Origin of the sequence: Sphingobacterium siyangense (assembly GCF_023277505.1) — a bacterium.
Classification (GTDB): Bacteria; Bacteroidota; Bacteroidia; order Sphingobacteriales; family Sphingobacteriaceae; genus Sphingobacterium; species Sphingobacterium siyangense.
The window spans coordinates 5,859,036-5,876,693 of sequence record NZ_CP080574.1; the positions used below are offsets into that span (position 1 = coordinate 5,859,036).

General features: G+C 44.4%; 12 protein-coding genes. 1 reads left to right on the forward strand and 11 read right to left on the reverse strand.

Annotation, left to right across the window (positions count from 1 at the left end; genetic code table 11):
* Position 1: 1 nt before the first annotated feature.
* From K2F45_RS24730 to K2F45_RS24755, 6 genes are read right to left on the reverse strand one after another with little or no spacing between them, the layout of a single operon-like run.
* Positions 2-457: a MaoC/PaaZ C-terminal domain-containing protein gene (locus K2F45_RS24730; protein WP_075994318.1), complete on the reverse strand. Its 456-nt coding sequence runs from the start codon at positions 455-457 to the stop codon at positions 2-4.
* A gap of 53 nt (positions 458-510) precedes the next feature.
* On the reverse strand, positions 511-1,596 hold the full coding sequence (locus tag K2F45_RS24735) for a Gfo/Idh/MocA family protein (protein ID WP_248932591.1): 1,086 nt from the start codon (positions 1,594-1,596) through the stop codon (positions 511-513).
* A complete protein-coding gene (locus K2F45_RS24740) occupies positions 1,584-2,810 on the reverse strand; it encodes an extracellular solute-binding protein (protein ID WP_075994319.1) in 1,227 nt (408 codons plus the stop codon). Before K2F45_RS24740 ends, K2F45_RS24735 begins: the two co-directional genes overlap by 13 nt.
* Positions 2,803-3,945: a CaiB/BaiF CoA transferase family protein gene (locus K2F45_RS24745; protein ID WP_248932592.1), complete on the reverse strand. Its 1,143-nt coding sequence runs from the start codon at positions 3,943-3,945 to the stop codon at positions 2,803-2,805. The genes K2F45_RS24740 and K2F45_RS24745 overlap by 8 nt, the downstream gene beginning before the upstream one ends.
* Position 3,946: 1 nt before the next feature.
* A complete protein-coding gene (locus tag K2F45_RS24750; RefSeq protein ID WP_075994321.1) occupies positions 3,947-5,098 on the reverse strand; it encodes a CaiB/BaiF CoA transferase family protein in 1,152 nt (383 codons plus the stop codon).
* Entirely contained in the window at positions 5,091-6,254 is a 1,164-nt protein-coding gene (locus tag K2F45_RS24755) for an ABC transporter substrate-binding protein (RefSeq protein ID WP_248932593.1), read from the reverse strand. Before K2F45_RS24755 ends, K2F45_RS24750 begins: the two co-directional genes overlap by 8 nt.
* Positions 6,255-6,634: 380 nt before the next feature.
* On the opposite strand from K2F45_RS24755, the gene K2F45_RS24760 reads away from it, so the two are divergent.
* Positions 6,635-7,411: an IclR family transcriptional regulator gene (locus K2F45_RS24760; protein WP_075994322.1), complete on the forward strand. Its 777-nt coding sequence runs from the start codon at positions 6,635-6,637 to the stop codon at positions 7,409-7,411.
* 5 nt (positions 7,412-7,416) lie between these two features.
* Here the strand turns inward: K2F45_RS24760 and K2F45_RS24765 are convergent, their stop codons facing one another.
* From K2F45_RS24765 to K2F45_RS24785, 5 genes are all read right to left on the reverse strand, one after another.
* Positions 7,417-8,997: a sodium:solute symporter family transporter gene (locus tag K2F45_RS24765; RefSeq protein ID WP_075994323.1), complete on the reverse strand. Its 1,581-nt coding sequence runs from the start codon at positions 8,995-8,997 to the stop codon at positions 7,417-7,419.
* Positions 8,994-10,088, reverse strand: coding sequence for a Gfo/Idh/MocA family protein (locus tag K2F45_RS24770; protein WP_075994324.1), 1,095 nt, complete (start codon positions 10,086-10,088; stop codon positions 8,994-8,996). Before K2F45_RS24770 ends, K2F45_RS24765 begins: the two co-directional genes overlap by 4 nt.
* 1 nt (position 10,089) lies before the next feature.
* Positions 10,090-12,597 (reverse strand): L-rhamnose mutarotase, encoded by a 2,508-nt coding sequence (locus K2F45_RS24775; protein ID WP_248932594.1) that lies wholly within the window; start codon positions 12,595-12,597, stop codon positions 10,090-10,092.
* Positions 12,598-12,738: 141 nt separating this feature from the next.
* Entirely contained in the window at positions 12,739-14,517 is a 1,779-nt protein-coding gene (locus K2F45_RS24780) for a RagB/SusD family nutrient uptake outer membrane protein (RefSeq protein WP_248932595.1), read from the reverse strand.
* 12 nt (positions 14,518-14,529) lie between these two features.
* A complete protein-coding gene (locus K2F45_RS24785; protein ID WP_248932596.1) occupies positions 14,530-17,646 on the reverse strand; it encodes a SusC/RagA family TonB-linked outer membrane protein in 3,117 nt (1,038 codons plus the stop codon).
* Positions 17,647-17,658 lie beyond the last annotated feature (12 nt).

The following is a 17,658-nucleotide window of genomic DNA, read 5'->3' on the forward strand; positions in this document are numbered from 1 at the left end:
ATCATTTAATTGAAGCTTCCTTACGTTTTGCTAGCAGGATATGGTCTGCGACCAACACCACTTCACCATGTTGATTGATAATTTCAACATGCTCAACTACAGTACCGAATTCAGGCTTTTTTGCGTCGGATTTTTCAGAAATAGTCACCTCAGCGTGGATGGTATCGCCAATAAACACAGGCTTAACAAAACGAAGGCGATCGTAGCCTTTGGAAAATGCTTCCGGATTAATAACTGAGGCCGTCAGTCCGATACCAATCGCAAAGATCATTGTTCCGTGCGCGATGCGCTGTCCGAAAGGCTGGGTCTTGCACCATTCCGCATCCAGATGATGGGGAAAAAAGTCGCCCGTATGTCCAGCATGAACAACAAAATCTGTTTCGGTAATCGTACGGCCCAAGGTCGTCCGTTTGTCGTTTAATATATAGTCTTCAAAAAAAATCGATTCAAAATGCATATTGTTTATTTTATGTTTATAACCTCTAGTTCCTACTCGCTGATCTCCAATCTTTATTTTCTAGTCTCTACGATAGGTACACCGCCCTGAGCACTGCTTTTATAAGCAGCCTCCACGACGGCCATGGTCTCGATCACATCCTCCACCGCTGCCGGTAATAAGGCAATTTCGCCCAGTTTAAAGCGCATCAAGCTACCCATACTACCGATAAAGGCGTCTGGAAACCAAGTCCCTTCGATCGGGAATTGTACCCACTGCGGCTTACTACCGTCGGTCGGTTTGATGCAATATTCAAATACGTCGGGCACGCCGTGCGGATAATCCATCAATAAGCCCATCGTAGCTTTGATCGCTCCTTTAGTCCCTTCCCATTTGATGTAACTTTCTTCGTTGTGTGGTCCAAATTCATGGTCGTGATTGGTATTAACCACCGCGTGCATAGTATCCCCATAATCAAATAACAAGGTTGTCCGGCTCGAAGATAGTTCTTTGGCTGGATGCTTCAAGGTCTTGGCATAAACCGATGCCGGTGTACCCAAAAAAGAACGGATCAGGTCTATATAATGCACGCTATGGTATAGTATTTCCAAACGCGGATGCACCATCACGTGTGGAAAAAGCTGCCAAGGGGTATGCACGGCTACGCGCACCTCTATATCGTAGAGTTCGCCGATGTAACCTTGATCGATCAGCCAACGAGCCGCATTGACAAAAGGTGCCTGACGCAACTGACAATTGATCGCAGCCACCAACCCCTTGCGCTGGCAGACCTCCAAGATTGCCTGGCTACCGACATAGTAATCGCCCATCGGCTTTTGGATCAATACCGCTGCTCCATCGGGCAAAGTCTCTAAGGTTTCGACATAGATATCCGGCATAGTCGTAATATCGTACACCGCATTTTCGGGTGCCTGCGCGACGGCATCCGCCACCGTATCGTATACATTCGGAATACCGAACTCCTGTGCCAATGCTTCTGCTTTCGCCTTTGTACGATTGACAATACCATGGACATGAAAGCCTGCCTTACGATAAGCCGGGAGATGTGCATCTTTCACTATCCCGCCTGCACCTATTATAATAATGGGCAAAGACGTTTGGGGTAATATTGTTTTATATTGAATATCTATCCTATCCATGTATTTATTTTTTTCTGTGCTTTACTCAATAATGAAAGACTACTCTCCTCGGAATTAATCGCTGCTATGACGGTCTCATCAATGATATGTGCAATCTGCGGCCAGTTGGCCAAGCGCGGTAAAGTACGTGCAGTATTGTGCAATTCAGCCAATTTATTATAAAAGGGTATTATCTGATTGATTTCGGAATCATACCAGGTAGAGTAACGACAGCCTACTCCCCCTTCGACGGTGAGCTGTTTGTCTTGTTGGCGGCCAACTGCAAAGCGGATAAAGTCATACGCAACTTGCTTATGGCGGCTACCTTCTGGAATAGCATACAGCCAATACACATTTAGAGAGGATGACATTCCACCTTCTGCTGAAGGAATGGCTGCTACATCTACCTTACCTTGCGCTGCCGACGCCGCATCAATTTGTGCCCAGGATGCAAATCCAAACCAATTGACCATCATGGCTACTTCTCCCCGCGCAAAGGCGGCACCGGCCTGCACGGATTCATAATTGACCGATTCGGGGTGCAATCCCCTACTCTCTTTAAATAACCCTCTATAAAAATCCAATGCTTCTACAGCCAATGGCTGATCCAGCTTAACAGGTATCTCTCCTTGCTGCAAATCGCCTCCACGGGACCAAAGTTGAATACAGAAATCGAATACCGCATTGTGTCCATCCGGATAGCCGGCAAACACGGTTCCGTACAGGTTATCTTCCGGACGCGTAAAAAATGTAGCAACGGTTAAAAAATCAGTCCAGGTTGTTGGGACAGCCAAAGGCTTTCCGTAAAGCGCTTGAAAACGGCTCTGCTCCTGTGGATCATCGAACAGATCTTTCCGAAAGACCAGGCATTCGGGACCATCATGAAAAGGTAAACCAAACACTTGCCCATCAAAACGTTGTAAAGCCTGTAAACTTTCGGGCCATGCACGCTCCACTTCTTCGGGTGGGTATTGATCGAGCATAAGATCGAGCTTAGCCAAACCTTTCGTTTCGTAAGCACGTGCGATCCAATCGGTATTGATATGGACAATATCCCAATCACCATTATGAAGGCCTTGATTTTCAAAGAAGGCTGCTGTCAATTCCTCTAAATCTAATGGAACAAACTCTATCTTCATATCCGATGGATATAGCTTCTGATAAGCCGCCCAACATTTCTCCATGGCACGCTCAAAAGGTTCAAATTTCCGCACTGCAAAACGTAATTTATCCATATAGTTCCTCCAGTATTTTAGCGGTGTGCTCACCTAGTTTGGGCGAGCCTTTTGTCGCGGTTAACCGCTCGCCATCGATGCGAATCGGACAACGGGTGGTCTCATAAACGAAGCCGTCGCCCATCGCTACTTCCTGTAGCATGTCTAGCACTTTAAAAGCATCGTGCTCTGTCAAGCGGCGCCAATCCAATACGTCTGCACACCAGATGTCAGCTGCTTCCAAGATCGCTAACCAATGCTCCGTAGATGCTGTTGCCAAGTGTACCCCTAATATCGCTTTAATGGTATCTCTTTCGCGGAAAGCCTGTTCACCGTCCGCGAAGCCTTCCAGCGCTGTGCAATCTAATAATTTGCTGAGAAAAGGAATAGAGCCCATAGCAAGCGCCAGAAAACCATTTTGGGTACGGTACACGCCATATGGCGCCGCCAAATATGCATGCGCATTGCTCACCTCGCTACGTTGGGGTAACAATTTACCATCACGAAAATAGGTTGTGACGGCCTCAAATTGTATATCCACAGCAGAATCCAACATGCTAACATGCACGTGTGCCCCCATCTGTTGCATCGCACGACGATACAGGCAAGCCAATACGGCACTACATAGGTTAGAGCCGGCAAACATGTCCACAATGGAAAGCCCCATGGCCACTGGACCATTATTGGCATCGCCGCTCAACCAGGTCATCCCAGTAAGCGATTGCAATAATAGATCCTGGCCAGGTCGCTTCACCCAGGGCCCTTCTTTTCCATATCCCGAGATCTCTCCATAAATCACTGTCGGATTGATCTCTCGGACACCTGCATAGTCAAAGCCCAAACGTTCCATGACACCTGGGCGAAAGTTGTGCAGCACCACATCTGCCCGCGCGATTAAATCACGTATGATCTGTTTGTCGGATTCGCTTTTCAAATCCAAAACCATACTTTCTTTATTCCGATTAATGGCATGAAACACTGTTGAAGTACCATTCAATATTGTATCAGAGGTATATAATTGCCTGCAAATATCACCCGTCTCCGGTTTTTCTATTTTTATAACCCGCGCGCCTAAGTCAGCTAGCCGTAAACTTGCTAATGGGCCGGATAAAAATTGACTAAAGTCGACTACGGTATAACCTGCTAATGGTAACATATTAATTTTCTAAATAATCGTGAACAATTGATGCGGTATGTTGACCCACTTTTGGTGCAGGTTTGTCCGCATATAAACGCTTTCCATCAATCTGGTAAACACTACAGGTGGTGGTTAGTCCGGTACCGTCCTGTAAACTGACTTCCTGCAACATCCCTGTCTCCTTAAAACCTTGCTCCTCAAAAAAACGATGGTAATCGTTGACTGCACCACACCAGACCCCTTCCGATTCCAAACGGGATACCCATTCGCTAGTGGTCTTCTGGCACAATACCGTAGCAAAGGCCTCCAATATTTCATCACGTCGCGAAAACCAGGTTGAAGCATCTTGATAAGGCTCACTAGACAGACCTATTGTTTCTGCAATATGTCCCACGTTGCCCATAGCCAAAGCTAGATAACCATCTAGTGTCTTATAAAGTCCATAGGGTGCACTTAAATAGGCATGGCCTGCTCCTCGAACAGCCGAGCGCTGTGGCAACTTACGTCCATCATTGACATGTGTGGTCAGCATTTCAAACTGCATATCCAACACAGATTCAAGCAAACTGACTTCAACAAGAGCGCCCTGTTGGCTTCGGGCACGTTTCAACAATGCCGCCAATATACCTTGTGTCAGATGTGTCGCGCAATACATATCGACCACAGCCAATCCAAAAGGTACTGGTCCATCCTGCGCACAGCCTGATAACCAAGAAAGTCCCGACAGCGACTGCACAAGTAAATCTTGCCCTGGTTTTTTTGCCCAGGGACCTTCATTCCCGTAGCCAGTTACTGTGGCATAGATCATCTTTGGATTGATTTTCCGTACGCTCTCATAATCCAAACCGATCTTTTCCATCACTCCCGGACGGAAGTTATGTGTCATTACATCCGCCTGACGGATTAATTTCTTAATATTTTCCAGATCATTTTCGTCTTTCAAATTGGCCGCATACGATTCTTTATTTCTATTAATGGTATGAAAGACCAGGCTGCTCTCATCTACAAAAATATTTTTAATCGCAATCTGTCTTCCGCCTTCTCCGGCGCCGGGACGCTCGATTTTGACAACTCGGGCACCGAGATCAGCCAACCGCAGGCCAGCGGTTGGCCCTGCCATAAATTGTGAAAACTCGAGAACTAAAAGTCCTTCCAGTGGTTTATTATCCATTGTCTTCTCTGTTCAATAATGATTCCCGATACATCTTGTTCATCTTTTCTAATACGGCAATTTCATCCCCGCCCTGTCTGAGATAGTCAACTACAATATCACCTGCATGATCCTGAAAATACAGATGACCATCATAACGCGGGCGCAGATAGGCACGCTCCAATGTAGGTAGGGTATTTTTAAAATAGTCGGCCGTATAGGCGTTGACTTGCTCATCTTCCCAGGCACCTAAATGTCCCGGCTGACCACCATTTTCGACATATAATGTTGCCTGAATTTCTGGTGAAGCAACAAATCGAGCGTAATCCATACCCACAGGAATATGTTTGCTCTGAGAGGATACTGCCAATCCCGCACCACCCAGTGTACTAATCATTGGCGTACCGTTTAACGACACTAAATCATGAAAATGCAATACTTTACTGGCATAACCAGTTCGCGCATAATTGGAATAACCATACGCAAATGGACAATAAGCAATTTCATCCCGCTGCGTCATTTCTTCGAACACTTTGAATGGATTTTTCTCATAAAATCCAGCATCCAATTCATCCGCAAGTGATTTGAATAATTTTAAGACCTGTACCCCGACAACTTCGCTGATTACTTTTTCGTCGTTCTGGCAAGGTTCTTCACCCAAAGAACAACAAAGGCCATAAAAGTGCATCAAAGAATCAATCGGCAACAGTGAAAATCCAACCCGTCCTGCTTTAGCTAAGGCCAAGACTTCTTCAATGGTACGAGGGAGCGCCACATCTAGAGAACGTAAAATATCAGGGCGGCTTGCAGCCACTGGTGTCGCCGCATCAGTAGCCAAGGCCCATTGCTTGCCAAGAAAGTTGTAACTTTCATAAGACTTCCCAACACTATTCGCCTGTTGATCGGCCAAAAACTCCGTGGACAGATAATCATCATATGGGGCCAGCATCCCCTTAGCCGCGGCATGTCCCGTCCAAGGGTGATCGATCACCAACAGGTCATATTCCTTGGCTAAATCCGTTACCGACTTATCAGCGAATTCCTGCAAAGTACGTTTTGTCCAAACAATCTCTACTTCCGGATGTAATTCTTCATAACGTTGTGCCGTTGCAACCATTGGCACAAAACCTCTCGTATGCCCCCAGGTAATCCCCTTTAACCGGATTTTCTCTGTCATTGTATTTATGTATTATTTTATGTAGTCTTGTTGAGATATTTATCCAACCATTTGATTACCAAACTTCAACTTATTCCAATATCAAAAAAAAGTAAAACATAACATTGTAGTTGTAGCTATTTTTATCCTATTCTTCTTGACTATCCAGTCACGATAATATAGCCCAAGCAGCGCAATACTGTAATCTAATGTTGATATTAAATATGTTTATAATCTTTTTCCCTTCTAATGCTTTTTCGCAATGAAAAAAGCGGTTTATAATATTCAAATATAAATACAATATTTGAATATAAAAATTTAACCTGTTTTTTGAAGAGCTAAAACGCCGCTTCAAATACTTTTTCTATCTTTAGCCCGATCATTTGTAAGCAAAACATTTTATGACATCAAATAGCTCCGATAAATATAAAGCGCCAGCGCTCGAAAAGGGATTGCAGATTCTGGAATTTCTGGCCTTACAATCCACAGCACAATCACAATCCGAGATCGCCTTGGGATTACATCGAAGTCCCAATGAGATCTATCGGATGCTTGCATCGCTGGAGTCCAACGGCTATATTCATCGTGACCCAATTTCATCCAAATATTCGCTTTCACTGAAATTGTACTATCTTTCGCACCGTCATTCCTTTATAGAGAAATTACGGGCAACGTCTTTATTGCCAATGCAGGAGAGCTCCAACGAAATTAAGGATCCATGTCACCTGTGTGTGATTTACGACAATCAAGTCATGGTAATTGCCTACGCCAAAGGATCTTCCCCCATCAGCATCGTTATTGAAGAGGGTAAGTTATACAATAGTTCACAAACAGCTTCAGGCAAGCTCCTTCTAAGTTTTTCCGAGACCGAAAAAAGAAAATCCATTTTAGAGGCTGATTCCTATTACCGGAGTTTGAAGAAAGCAGATCGCCAACAATTCGACCGTGATTTGGACGATATTAGAATTAAGGGATTTTATGAGATGCCTAGTGCTTACGCAGAGGGCATCATCGATATTTCTGTCCCTATAGGAACCAGCGAAACAGGCACCATCGCCTGTCTCACTGTTTCAAAACTCATCCGACGTCAAACTGAGCATACCGTGTCTACGGAGGACATTGTAACAAGCCTAAAAAAATGCAGATCACAAATTGAATCCAATCTCGGGTTGAGGTGAAAAGGCTACTTAAATACGGTGTACAACAATACCATGACGACAAACAGCATTCCCCAAGCAATTTTGACCCGATTACTCGGTTTTTCCATCCTGATATCAACCATATCTTGATGTGCTAATTCGTAAGCTGATTTTGGGACGAGCAACGATACACCAGTTCCAATAAGCAGCAATAGAACAAACAAACCGAATGAAAGCATCAAGTAATGCGGCCAAAAAGTATAGACATCTTTAGGAAATATCCAAAGATAACATATTCCTGTACCCAAACTTAGTAAGGCTCCAAAGGTTAAAATGGTATTGATGGCCGTTCGATTAGTCCGTTTCCATAATACAGCCATCAGGAAAGCGACCGCTAACGGGGGCGCGATAAATCCAAGGATAGATTGGAACACATCAAAAAGATTAAGTCCTTTAATCTGATCAATCGCCAGTGCGACAAAAACCGAAGTTAAACAGCCCACAATAACTGTATATCGCCCTATCTGCGTAATCTGCTGATTGTTTGCTTTTGGTCGAATATGCTTGAGGTAAATGTCCATGGTGAACACCGTACTCAAGGAATTAAGCGACGAACCAATGGTGCCCACCAATACAGCAATTAACACCACGATTACCAATCCATTCAGGCCTGTAGGAAACAGGTTAGTCACCATCGTCATATAAGCAAGTGATGGGTCTTTAAGTCCCGGAAATAAAACCGAACAGATGATACCGGTGAGGATAAACAAAGGCAAGGAAAGTATCTTGAGCCAAGCGATAAAGTTAATTCCTAGTTGCCCCTGTTCGAGATTCTTTGCCCCCAAAACTGATTGTACCATGGCTTGATCCGTACAGAAAAAAGCGATCGCTGCCACTGGATATCCTAAGGCGATGGCGTACCAGGGGTAATCTGGATCACTCGCAGGTCTAATCAATGACCAATAGCTAGTGGGAGTCTGCTGCGCCAAAGCACTTAACCCTCCGATTTTGGACAGTCCCAGAAAAGTCAAAAATGCCGACACGGCGATCAGCAAGATCATCTGAAAGATATTGATTTTAGCAACTGTCTTTAATCCTCCCGTATACGCAAACAAACCAGCTAAGGAGACTAAAACAGTAACCGATTGCCACATTGGAATACCTAAAATCTGCCGCACTAAAAATCCGCCAGCAAACAGTCCCAACGACAACCATGAAATAAGCATTTTTACCAATGAATACCAAGCCAGAATAGTCTGCGTATTTGGACCGAACCGCTTGCCCATAAACTCGGGTAAGGTACGTACTCCAGTAGCAATATAGCGGGGTGCGAACACCACCGCTAACAAAAATAAATAGATAAAAGCATACCAATCAAAATTGACTGCGACGATACCTGTTGTATAACCTACTGTAGCGAAAGCGAGCAGCATAGATGGTCCAACATTGGTCGCCCACATATTGAAGCCAATACTGTACCAGCTTAAGGATTTGCTGGCTAGGAAGTGTTCTGCCCCTTCTACCTTTTTACGAGATGACAAGAGGCCGATTGTCAGTAATGCTAACAAATAAGCTACGACGATGCAATAGTCGTAAATGGTTAACTTGTCTAAGATACTGTTCATCTTCCTAAGCTCAAGTCGACACCATATCTTTCCAGCAGTTCATTTGGACGGACAGGCTTTCCTGTTGTCAATGATTCATCCATAGCTTGCAATAAAGCTATTGTCCCGATACCTTCTTTCATATCTGGATAGGCTTCCTCTCCAGTACGTATAGCTTTTGCAAAATGCTCTAGGTAATTTTGATACTCACCAGCGTGATGGCTTTTTCCTTCAAAACGGAAATAGTGTTTTAGTTGATGCTCCCAAGTCAACATGCGTTCTTCGCCGGTTTTATCTGTGATCGCATAACGAAGGTCCATATAGTCAGCCTGGCTCGCCCCTTCTGTCCCTCTTAGAATACAGCTCATTTCGCTATCTCGTGTAACAGGCTGTACAGGACCCGTATACGCCCCGCTCACACGGGCGACCCGGCCATCTTCGGCTTTAAAAATAAAATGCATCGTATCAACATTTTGAAGCCCACCTTTTTTCCCATTAGCACTCAACATGCCATAGCCCATCACCTCTTCAATATTGGGGAGGTACCAGCGGATAAAATCAACTGGATGGCTCAATCCTCCATAAAGCCATTTGAAAGAAGACTGCAAAGACCAAGGTTTATCCAAAAACCAGCGGTGATCAGCATGATAATAACCTTCGATCGTAATTAAGTCACCAATAAGTCCAGCGTCAAAATCTTCTCTTTGCTTTTTTACCGGTTCAAAAAAACGGGAGCTCTGTCCGACAAATACACGTTTGTTTTTCTGTGCCGCGAGTTCCAATAAATCGTTGGCATCGGCTAGGTTGTCAATGAATGGTTTGGTGCAGATCACATGCTTATCGTGTGCCAGCGCCAGCCGAATATGCTGTGCGTGAAGATGATCGGGCGTATAAATGGCGATGGCTTCAATACTTTTGTCATTGAGCATCACCTGATAGTCATTGGTATACGCATGAAAATCAAATTCTTTCATACGCTTGCGCCCAAGTTCTTCATTCAGGTCACAGATCTTGACCAATTCGACATATGGGCTTTGCAATGCTGCAGACATGGTGCTACGGCCCTCACCTAGTCCTAAAATTCCTAATTTTAACTGCTGTATATTTTCCATTTTACTGTTTATAAAAAATCCATGTTTCATTTTTTTTGGTTCCGGGAATACCTTCCTGATAGGAACTCATGAGTTTGTTCCACTCCACAACTCGTGGATTATCCTTGGTTGTCAACGGATCAATTGTTTTAAAATTCTGTCCTTTTGGAAAAGAAATATATAACATCAGCTGACGCCCATTGCGATAGACGAGCACTTCGTCAAATCCAGCGTTACAAAAACCTGCCGCAACCTCGGGCCATTCTTTAAATTGTCTTTTATGTGCGTTGTAATAGGCCTCCTGTTTGGACTTATCGTCTACCAGCTGCGCGGTAAGCAGCACAAAATCGGTTTCTTTCACTTTTCCGCCACAGCTGCTGCGATCGAATGTGTAAAAAAGATCATTAAACAACTTATGGGGAATTTCCGGATAATTGGCTATCCAGGCACTGGATATTTTCTTTCCGATCTCATCATCTGTCATGAGCAGGATATAATCCTTCCAACGATATACCTGGCTGCTATCAGCGCCTTGTCGAGCAAAAAAATCTTTTATTTCAGCCATTTTAAGCTGCATTTTCACATCGTGGATCTGGAAAAACACAGGCTTTGTAAATGGTACATAACTGTTGATCCTGTCCGTTGCTACCCATGACTTTTTTGCTTTCAGCAGCTCCAGGTACCTGGATTGGATACCGGCTTGTTGGGGCACCTCAGCAGCGGCGTCAGGCCCATTGTCATCCCATTCCACGCCTGGGCCATTCGCATTTTTCAATATCTTGTTCGTAGGAAACCAATTGTTGCTGACATTCATATCGGCCGAACCTTCATCAGTATAGAGATAAAACCAATGATCCGGCATATGGGCATAAGGTGAGACATAGATACTATCGATATAATTTTCCTGTATTTTTGTTCCAGGTTGCGCCGATAAGGTGTAGATACCAGCTACATCATACATGTATTTGCCATAACGTGTGATCTTATTTTTGAAAACACGATTATTACGCATAGCATTGACTGTAGGTGTCCAGCCCCAGCCCAGGCTGATACCTGTGTACGGAAGATCCAGCAGTTCGTTGTGCAGAATGGATACATTGCGGACAAATCCAGCGCCTATCCCCACTGTTCCCCAATCTTCATTCCCAATATCCTGGATTAGATTGTTACTGACCACAACGCCATCTGTCAAGATTCGCCCATCGCTGGGCTGAAAAGGCAAATGTGCTTCAACTTGCTCATCTGAAAACTGACCAAGCAGTACGCCCGATCCGCCGATCTCCTGGAATAGATTTCCAATTAGACTATCCTTAAGGTTGCCCTGCCGATAATCAATGCCGGTGGATGCCAAATGGGAAAACCGGCAAGCTGAAATACGGGTAAAGGCCGTGTGGCTAAGTGTGACTGCCGCCTGTGGCCGACCCAACCAGGCCTGATTTTCCAGCCCAGCTTTATCAACAGTCCCCGGCTTAGCTAATTTATACGCATCCAAAAAATACATACCTGCCTGTAAAGCAACATGACCGTAATAATGAGGTCTTAACCAGGCACTATGCTGAAATTTCAACCCTTCGATATACACATGGCTAACAGGCGCCTCTAATGTACCTTGCATTGTCAGAATTGTCTCCAGGTAAGGAGCAACAACATCTAACTGGTCTAAATTTTCATCAGGTCTTTTGTAATAATATACCTGATGATTTTCTTCATCTAAATACCATTCTCCTGGTTGATCCAAGAATTCAAGCGCATTCACTAAGCGAAATGCAGAGTTGCCATGTTCTTTGGATAGCCATGGCTTTGGCCAAGGATGTTCGTTCTGGATTTTCCCTTCCGGTTCATGAAAAAATAGTGTGATACTATCTTTTGTAACAATCGTCTCACGAATACGAAGCTGTGCTATTGCCCACCATTGATGGATAAAAAATTCCATACCGGCTTTGTAGCTGAATTTTTTGGGTAACACATTGGGGATAATAGCCGCCTGTTTGTTAAAATCCCAATTGATAATCCGGGGCAGATGGGCATCGTCATGACTTTCTGCCCGAACCGCCTTCCGAGAGCCGATCCATAATTGACGGAAAGGAAAATATTTTCCACCGGCCTGTGGGGCATCGGCCACCATAATATGCTTGACAATAGCAGGGTCCAGTCGTTTTTCGCTTTTTACTGGCCGCCAGCCGGCAACCGCAATCCCACCTGAAAAGATCGCGTTTCCTCCTACGGCTTTAATTCGGGTTGGGCTTTGAGCTGTACCGCTGTCTTCTGGCCGAATCAAAATGGTCTGAACGGGTGCATAGACTGCATCCCGAACCCAGATTGTGATACCATGCTGCATCCTTGGATCCTGTAATCGCCGCCATTCCCTCGCCTCGCGCAAGGCATCTTCCAAATTTGAAAACGGTGCTTCGAAGCTGCCGTCCCGTTGCCCCTTTTTACTTTGTTTACCCACATAGATTTCTCCGCACTGGGCTGAAAATGCCAAAAGCGAAAACACTATAAAAACCGATATGAGAATGATCTGCTTCATCTGTTAATGATTTTTGTGGTATGCCTGTTTTAGTCCTGTGACAGACTAAAGCAGGCACATTTTTTTGCTCAATGACCATGGAAGAGCGAGTTCATACCATAACGCGCTACCATCTGTTCATCCATCTGCTACATAGGGCTATTAATAGCCATTATTCTGAACAAATTCGCCAGGATTGCTGACGGCATCCATCTGTCCCTGCGGAATAGGCCGAAGGCCATGTACGCCATCTTTAAAATATTGTCCTACATCAGGGTTGACCGCCATCAGATAGGAGCGGTTCAATTTGCCCATTCTTTTCAGGTCATACCAACGTGTATACTCACCACATAATTCACGGGCGCGCTCATCGAGTATAAACTGGGCCGTAAGATCCCCAGCTGTAATCTGTCTGGCTCCAACCCGGTCGCGTAACACATTGATGTAGCTGGCGGCTGTGGCATTGGCGCCGTTCAGATAAAAGGAAGCTTCAGCAGCAATCAGGTATACCTCCCCCAGGCGCATGACAGTAGCATAGGCGTCGCTGGTAAAATTGTTTGCCTTCGGACTGATTAACGATCCGGAATTGAATTTCACTAGAGATGGATAAAAACCGATGAATGGATTGTCCACCTGTCCCGGCTGCTGGTTTGTCCGCGTATATTTCATTTTGACCTTATTATCCGATCCATAGACATCTTCGAGGTCAAGCCAAATATAATGCTGTTGAAATTGGGTCTTTTTCTCTTCGGCGTAGCCGGTTTCCTCGCTACGGGCTATTTTAATCGCTAGACTTCCTTTGGGAAGGTTAGCCCCGACGGAGACAGCATTTTCATCACGGTCAAATTGCACGACAGCATCTCTGCTCCAGTTGTAATTGGCATTGGAGGTCCACTGTGTTTGGAATGAAACACCATAACGGGGATCTAAGGTGTTATCGCTATTTTTGAATACATCAAGCAGGTATTTGCTCGGCATAAATGTTCCACCGGACCAACGCCCTACTTCGGTCTGAAATCCGGAAAGCTGTATGGCACCAAAGGTCGTCGGTGTACAGTAAAAACGCTTAAAATCATTGTTGTGATCGTATACATTGGTAGATCCATACTCCTGCGAGTAAGGAATCTGGTAAAGTGCTTCGGCGTTTTTCTTGTTATTTGCCGCATTAAAATTGTCTATAAAGGAGGCGTAAAGGCGTACATTGTAGCCTGCCTGGTTATCAATCAATTTCTTTGCCGCCAGCAGCGCTTCTTCCAAATATTGGTTGGCATTATATTCTTTTGTCTGCAAACAGGCCTTAGCCAATAGTCCCAATGCAGCCTTTTGGCTTGGCCGCCCGGCTTCTGTAGGTCCTACAGGCAAATGCTCTGCCGCAAATCTCAGATCGGGCAGGATACATTTTTCATAAATTTCCAACACAGGTGTACGTATGGCGGCAGTATTGGCTGTAGTTGTCTCCGTAAGATTGAGCGGACAAGGACCAAACTGTTCGACCAAATGAAAATAATACAATCCTCTTAAAAAATAAGCTTGGGCAACTTTTTCCTGTTTTTCCTGCTCACTAGAAAAATCTTTGACCTGATCTACTCTACCGATGACGATGTTGCAGTAATTGATGGCATCATAAGCACCATTCCAGTAATCCTTAGCCATGTCTATGGACATGGAGCCACCGGAAGCATATTTTAAATAATTTTGGTTGTTATTTGAATTGAGATCGGAAGTCCATAAATCTGTTCCTCCTTCGGTAACAAGTAAGAAGTTTCGCCCATAGAAATAACGTGGCAAATCAAAATAACAGCTATTGATTAATTTATCGAAACCGGCCTTATTTTCTGCGACTTTATCCACAGTGACCCCTGAGGGATTATATTCATCAAGACTACAGGAATTTAGAAAAAGGCCAGCACATAACAGTATATTAAAATAGTTGATTTTCATAACATATTGGCATTAAAAAGTAACATTCAATCCTACAACAAACTGCTTGGTCAAAGGAAAATTATCCGAACCGTTGGATTCGGGATCCTGATACTTTAACAAGTTGCTTTTCGTAAAGATGAACGGATTGTTAGCGGTTGCATAAAAACGGAAACGTTCCATGGAAAGCCGCTTAATAAATGATTTCGGCAAACTATAGCCCAAGGTGATATTTCGAATCTTGAAATAGGATCCATCCACGTATTTCAACGCATCAAACCCGATATAACCACTGGTCGAGGAATGTAATCCTGGTCTTGGCAAATAAGCGTCTGGATTTTCTGGTGTCCAGTAATCTATATCATCGGGACTATTTCCCACGCCTGTTGTCGGATCATATCGTGTGATCAGGTTGCTGGACAGCATCTGCCCCCATCTTGCGGTTAAAAATACCGAAAGGTCCCAGTTATTGTATTTAAAATTATTCTGAAATCCACCGGTCCATCTCGGGACCGCTGATCCGAGAATGCGCTTATCGTTGGCACCATAGGCATGGGTACCATCTTCATTGACCGTACCATCGGTGGCTAATTTAATATCACCTGGCCTAGCATTGAACAAGGCTGCCTGCTCCGCTTCACTTTCCTGCCAGATGCCGAGGTATTGATAATCAAAGAATGTTCTGATCGGCTGATTTAAAAATAGGTTATTTGAAATCAGGTCTTTTCCTCCGGGTAGTGCAGTCACACGTTCTTTATTCGCTGCAAAAGTCAATGTTGAATTCCAGGTAACCCCTTCCCCCTGAATATTTTTTGTATTTAAGGTCAGTTCAAATCCTTTGTTGTTCGTTGCACCAATATTCTGCCACATCTTGAAAGGGGCACCCCAGGAACCGCCTAATGAAGCTGGCATATCCCTTAGAAAGAGTAGATCTTTTGTTTCCGTATTGTACCAATCAATGGTCAGGTTGGCTCTTTGGTTCATGAATTGCGCATCGAGACCAATATTGGTCGTATACGACTTCTCCCAGCCCAGGTCCCTATTCGCCAGTTGTTGATTCAGAATAAAGGCCGGGCCGAGCGTACTTTCGCCAAAACCTACCGGCTTAGGTGCGTTATATCCTCCTGCTTGCGTACCGTAAGCCCCTACACCACCAGAATTACCGGTGATACCATAACCAGCGCGTAGCTTTAACTCCGATATTTTGCTTTTCAATGGCGCAAAGAACTGCTCGTCACTCAGGCGCCAGGCAAAAGCTCCCGCTGGAAATACATCCCATTTGTTGCCTGCCGAGAGTCGGGAAACACCGTCCCAACGGCTTGACAAGGATAGCAAGTACCGTCCTTGATAGTTATAGTTGATCCGACCTACATAAGACATTGACTGTGAACCAATATAAGAAGAGCGGATTACGGAAGTTGTGGCCGCACTGAGGTTATGGAAAGAATAGGAGTCGAGGTCGAATCCCGATCCGCCCGCATAGGCCTGCTCTGCTTGGTTTTTTGACCATGATGTGACTGCAGTAAGCGCAAAATGATGATCTTCACGTAGGTTAAATTCATAATTCAGGATATTTTCCCAACGGTAGTTGTAATTTCTGTCATTGATGATAACAGCTGCAGGCAATTTGAATCCAGCCTCCGGATTTGCAATTGACTGCGAGCCAAAATATCTTCCCGTCCGTTGAGAGCCAATCGTCGCACCAAAAATTGAACGAAAGGAAAATCCTTTGACCGGCGTAAAATCAAGATAGGCATTGCCTGCAAAATAATTGTTCAGGATATTATTTTTATACTGATCCTTAATCTGATCGGATAAAGGGTTGGTGACTCCGTCCACTGGAATATGATTGATATTACCGTCGGCATCAAAAGCATCACCTAAAGGCAAAAAGGTCAAACTATTACCGAATACATTTTGTGCAGCCTGGTTATTATCCTTATACGTATACTGTAGATTCGTACCTACTTTAAACAGGTCAGAGAGTTTATGATCTATATTTGCCCTTACAGCGTATTTTTTACTATTATCATTTTTTATAAGGCCTTCTTCATCGTTGTAGTTGAGTGACAAAAAAGCTTTTGTTTTTTCATTCCCGCCATTCACTGAAAAGCTATAGTTCTGCTGGATTCCGTCTTTTAAGACCAAGTCCATCCAGTCCACCCATTTATCATTTTCAAAAGCCTCCAGCTGTGCGGGATTCTTAAAAATATTATTGGCAAATTCCGGATAGTTACCATGCTCACCCCGGTACGCTTCCCTTTTCAGTTTCATATAATCGTCTCCGACCAACCCATGGGGGTATTTGGGAAATCCATTATATCCAAAATAGGAATCAAAATTCACGATTGCTTTACCGGCTTTTCCCTGTTTTGTCGTAATGATAATAACACCGTTTGAACCTGCAGAGCCATAGATTGCCGTAGATGATGCATCTTTGAGAATGTCTATGGATTCGATATCGCTTGGATTTAAACTGGTAAAATCACCTGGGATACCGTCAATAATATAGAGCGGATTATTATCACCATTGATGGATCTGTTGCCCCGTAGGCTCGCACTGACATTGGCACCTGCACGTCCGGATGATTTGCTGATATCCAGACCGGAGACTTTTCCCTGAAGCGCGTCCATGACATTAGCCGTAGGCGTCATCATAATTTCTTCTGATTTGACCGAAGCTACCGCTCCTGTCAAGTCCCGACGTTTGGCCGTACCGTAACCGATGACCACGACTTCGTCCAATGCCTGATCATTTTTCTTAAGCACCACATTGACACTATTTCCAGCTTTTACGGTCAGCACTTTTTCAGCGTAACCCAATGATGTAATTTTGATGGAGCCACTTTCACCTGACAGCTTCAGGATAAATTCTCCAGAAGCATTGGACGAAGTGGTCTGCGTCGAATTACCAAGCGCCACAGTAGCGCCCACGATTGGATTTCCCTGCTCATCCGTAACTTTACCTTTTATTTCTTTTACCTGATTGACCGTGACTTTATGAAGCGTAGCGGCATTTGACACAGCAGTGGAGAAGAGTGCCCCGCCTAGTATAAAGCTGCTGCAAAAGAGCATTAACATCGGATACTTTGAACCGGAAGCAGCGGCCCCCAATGTCATTTTCCCGAGATTAATCTTGTTTGTATTCATATTGAGTTTTTA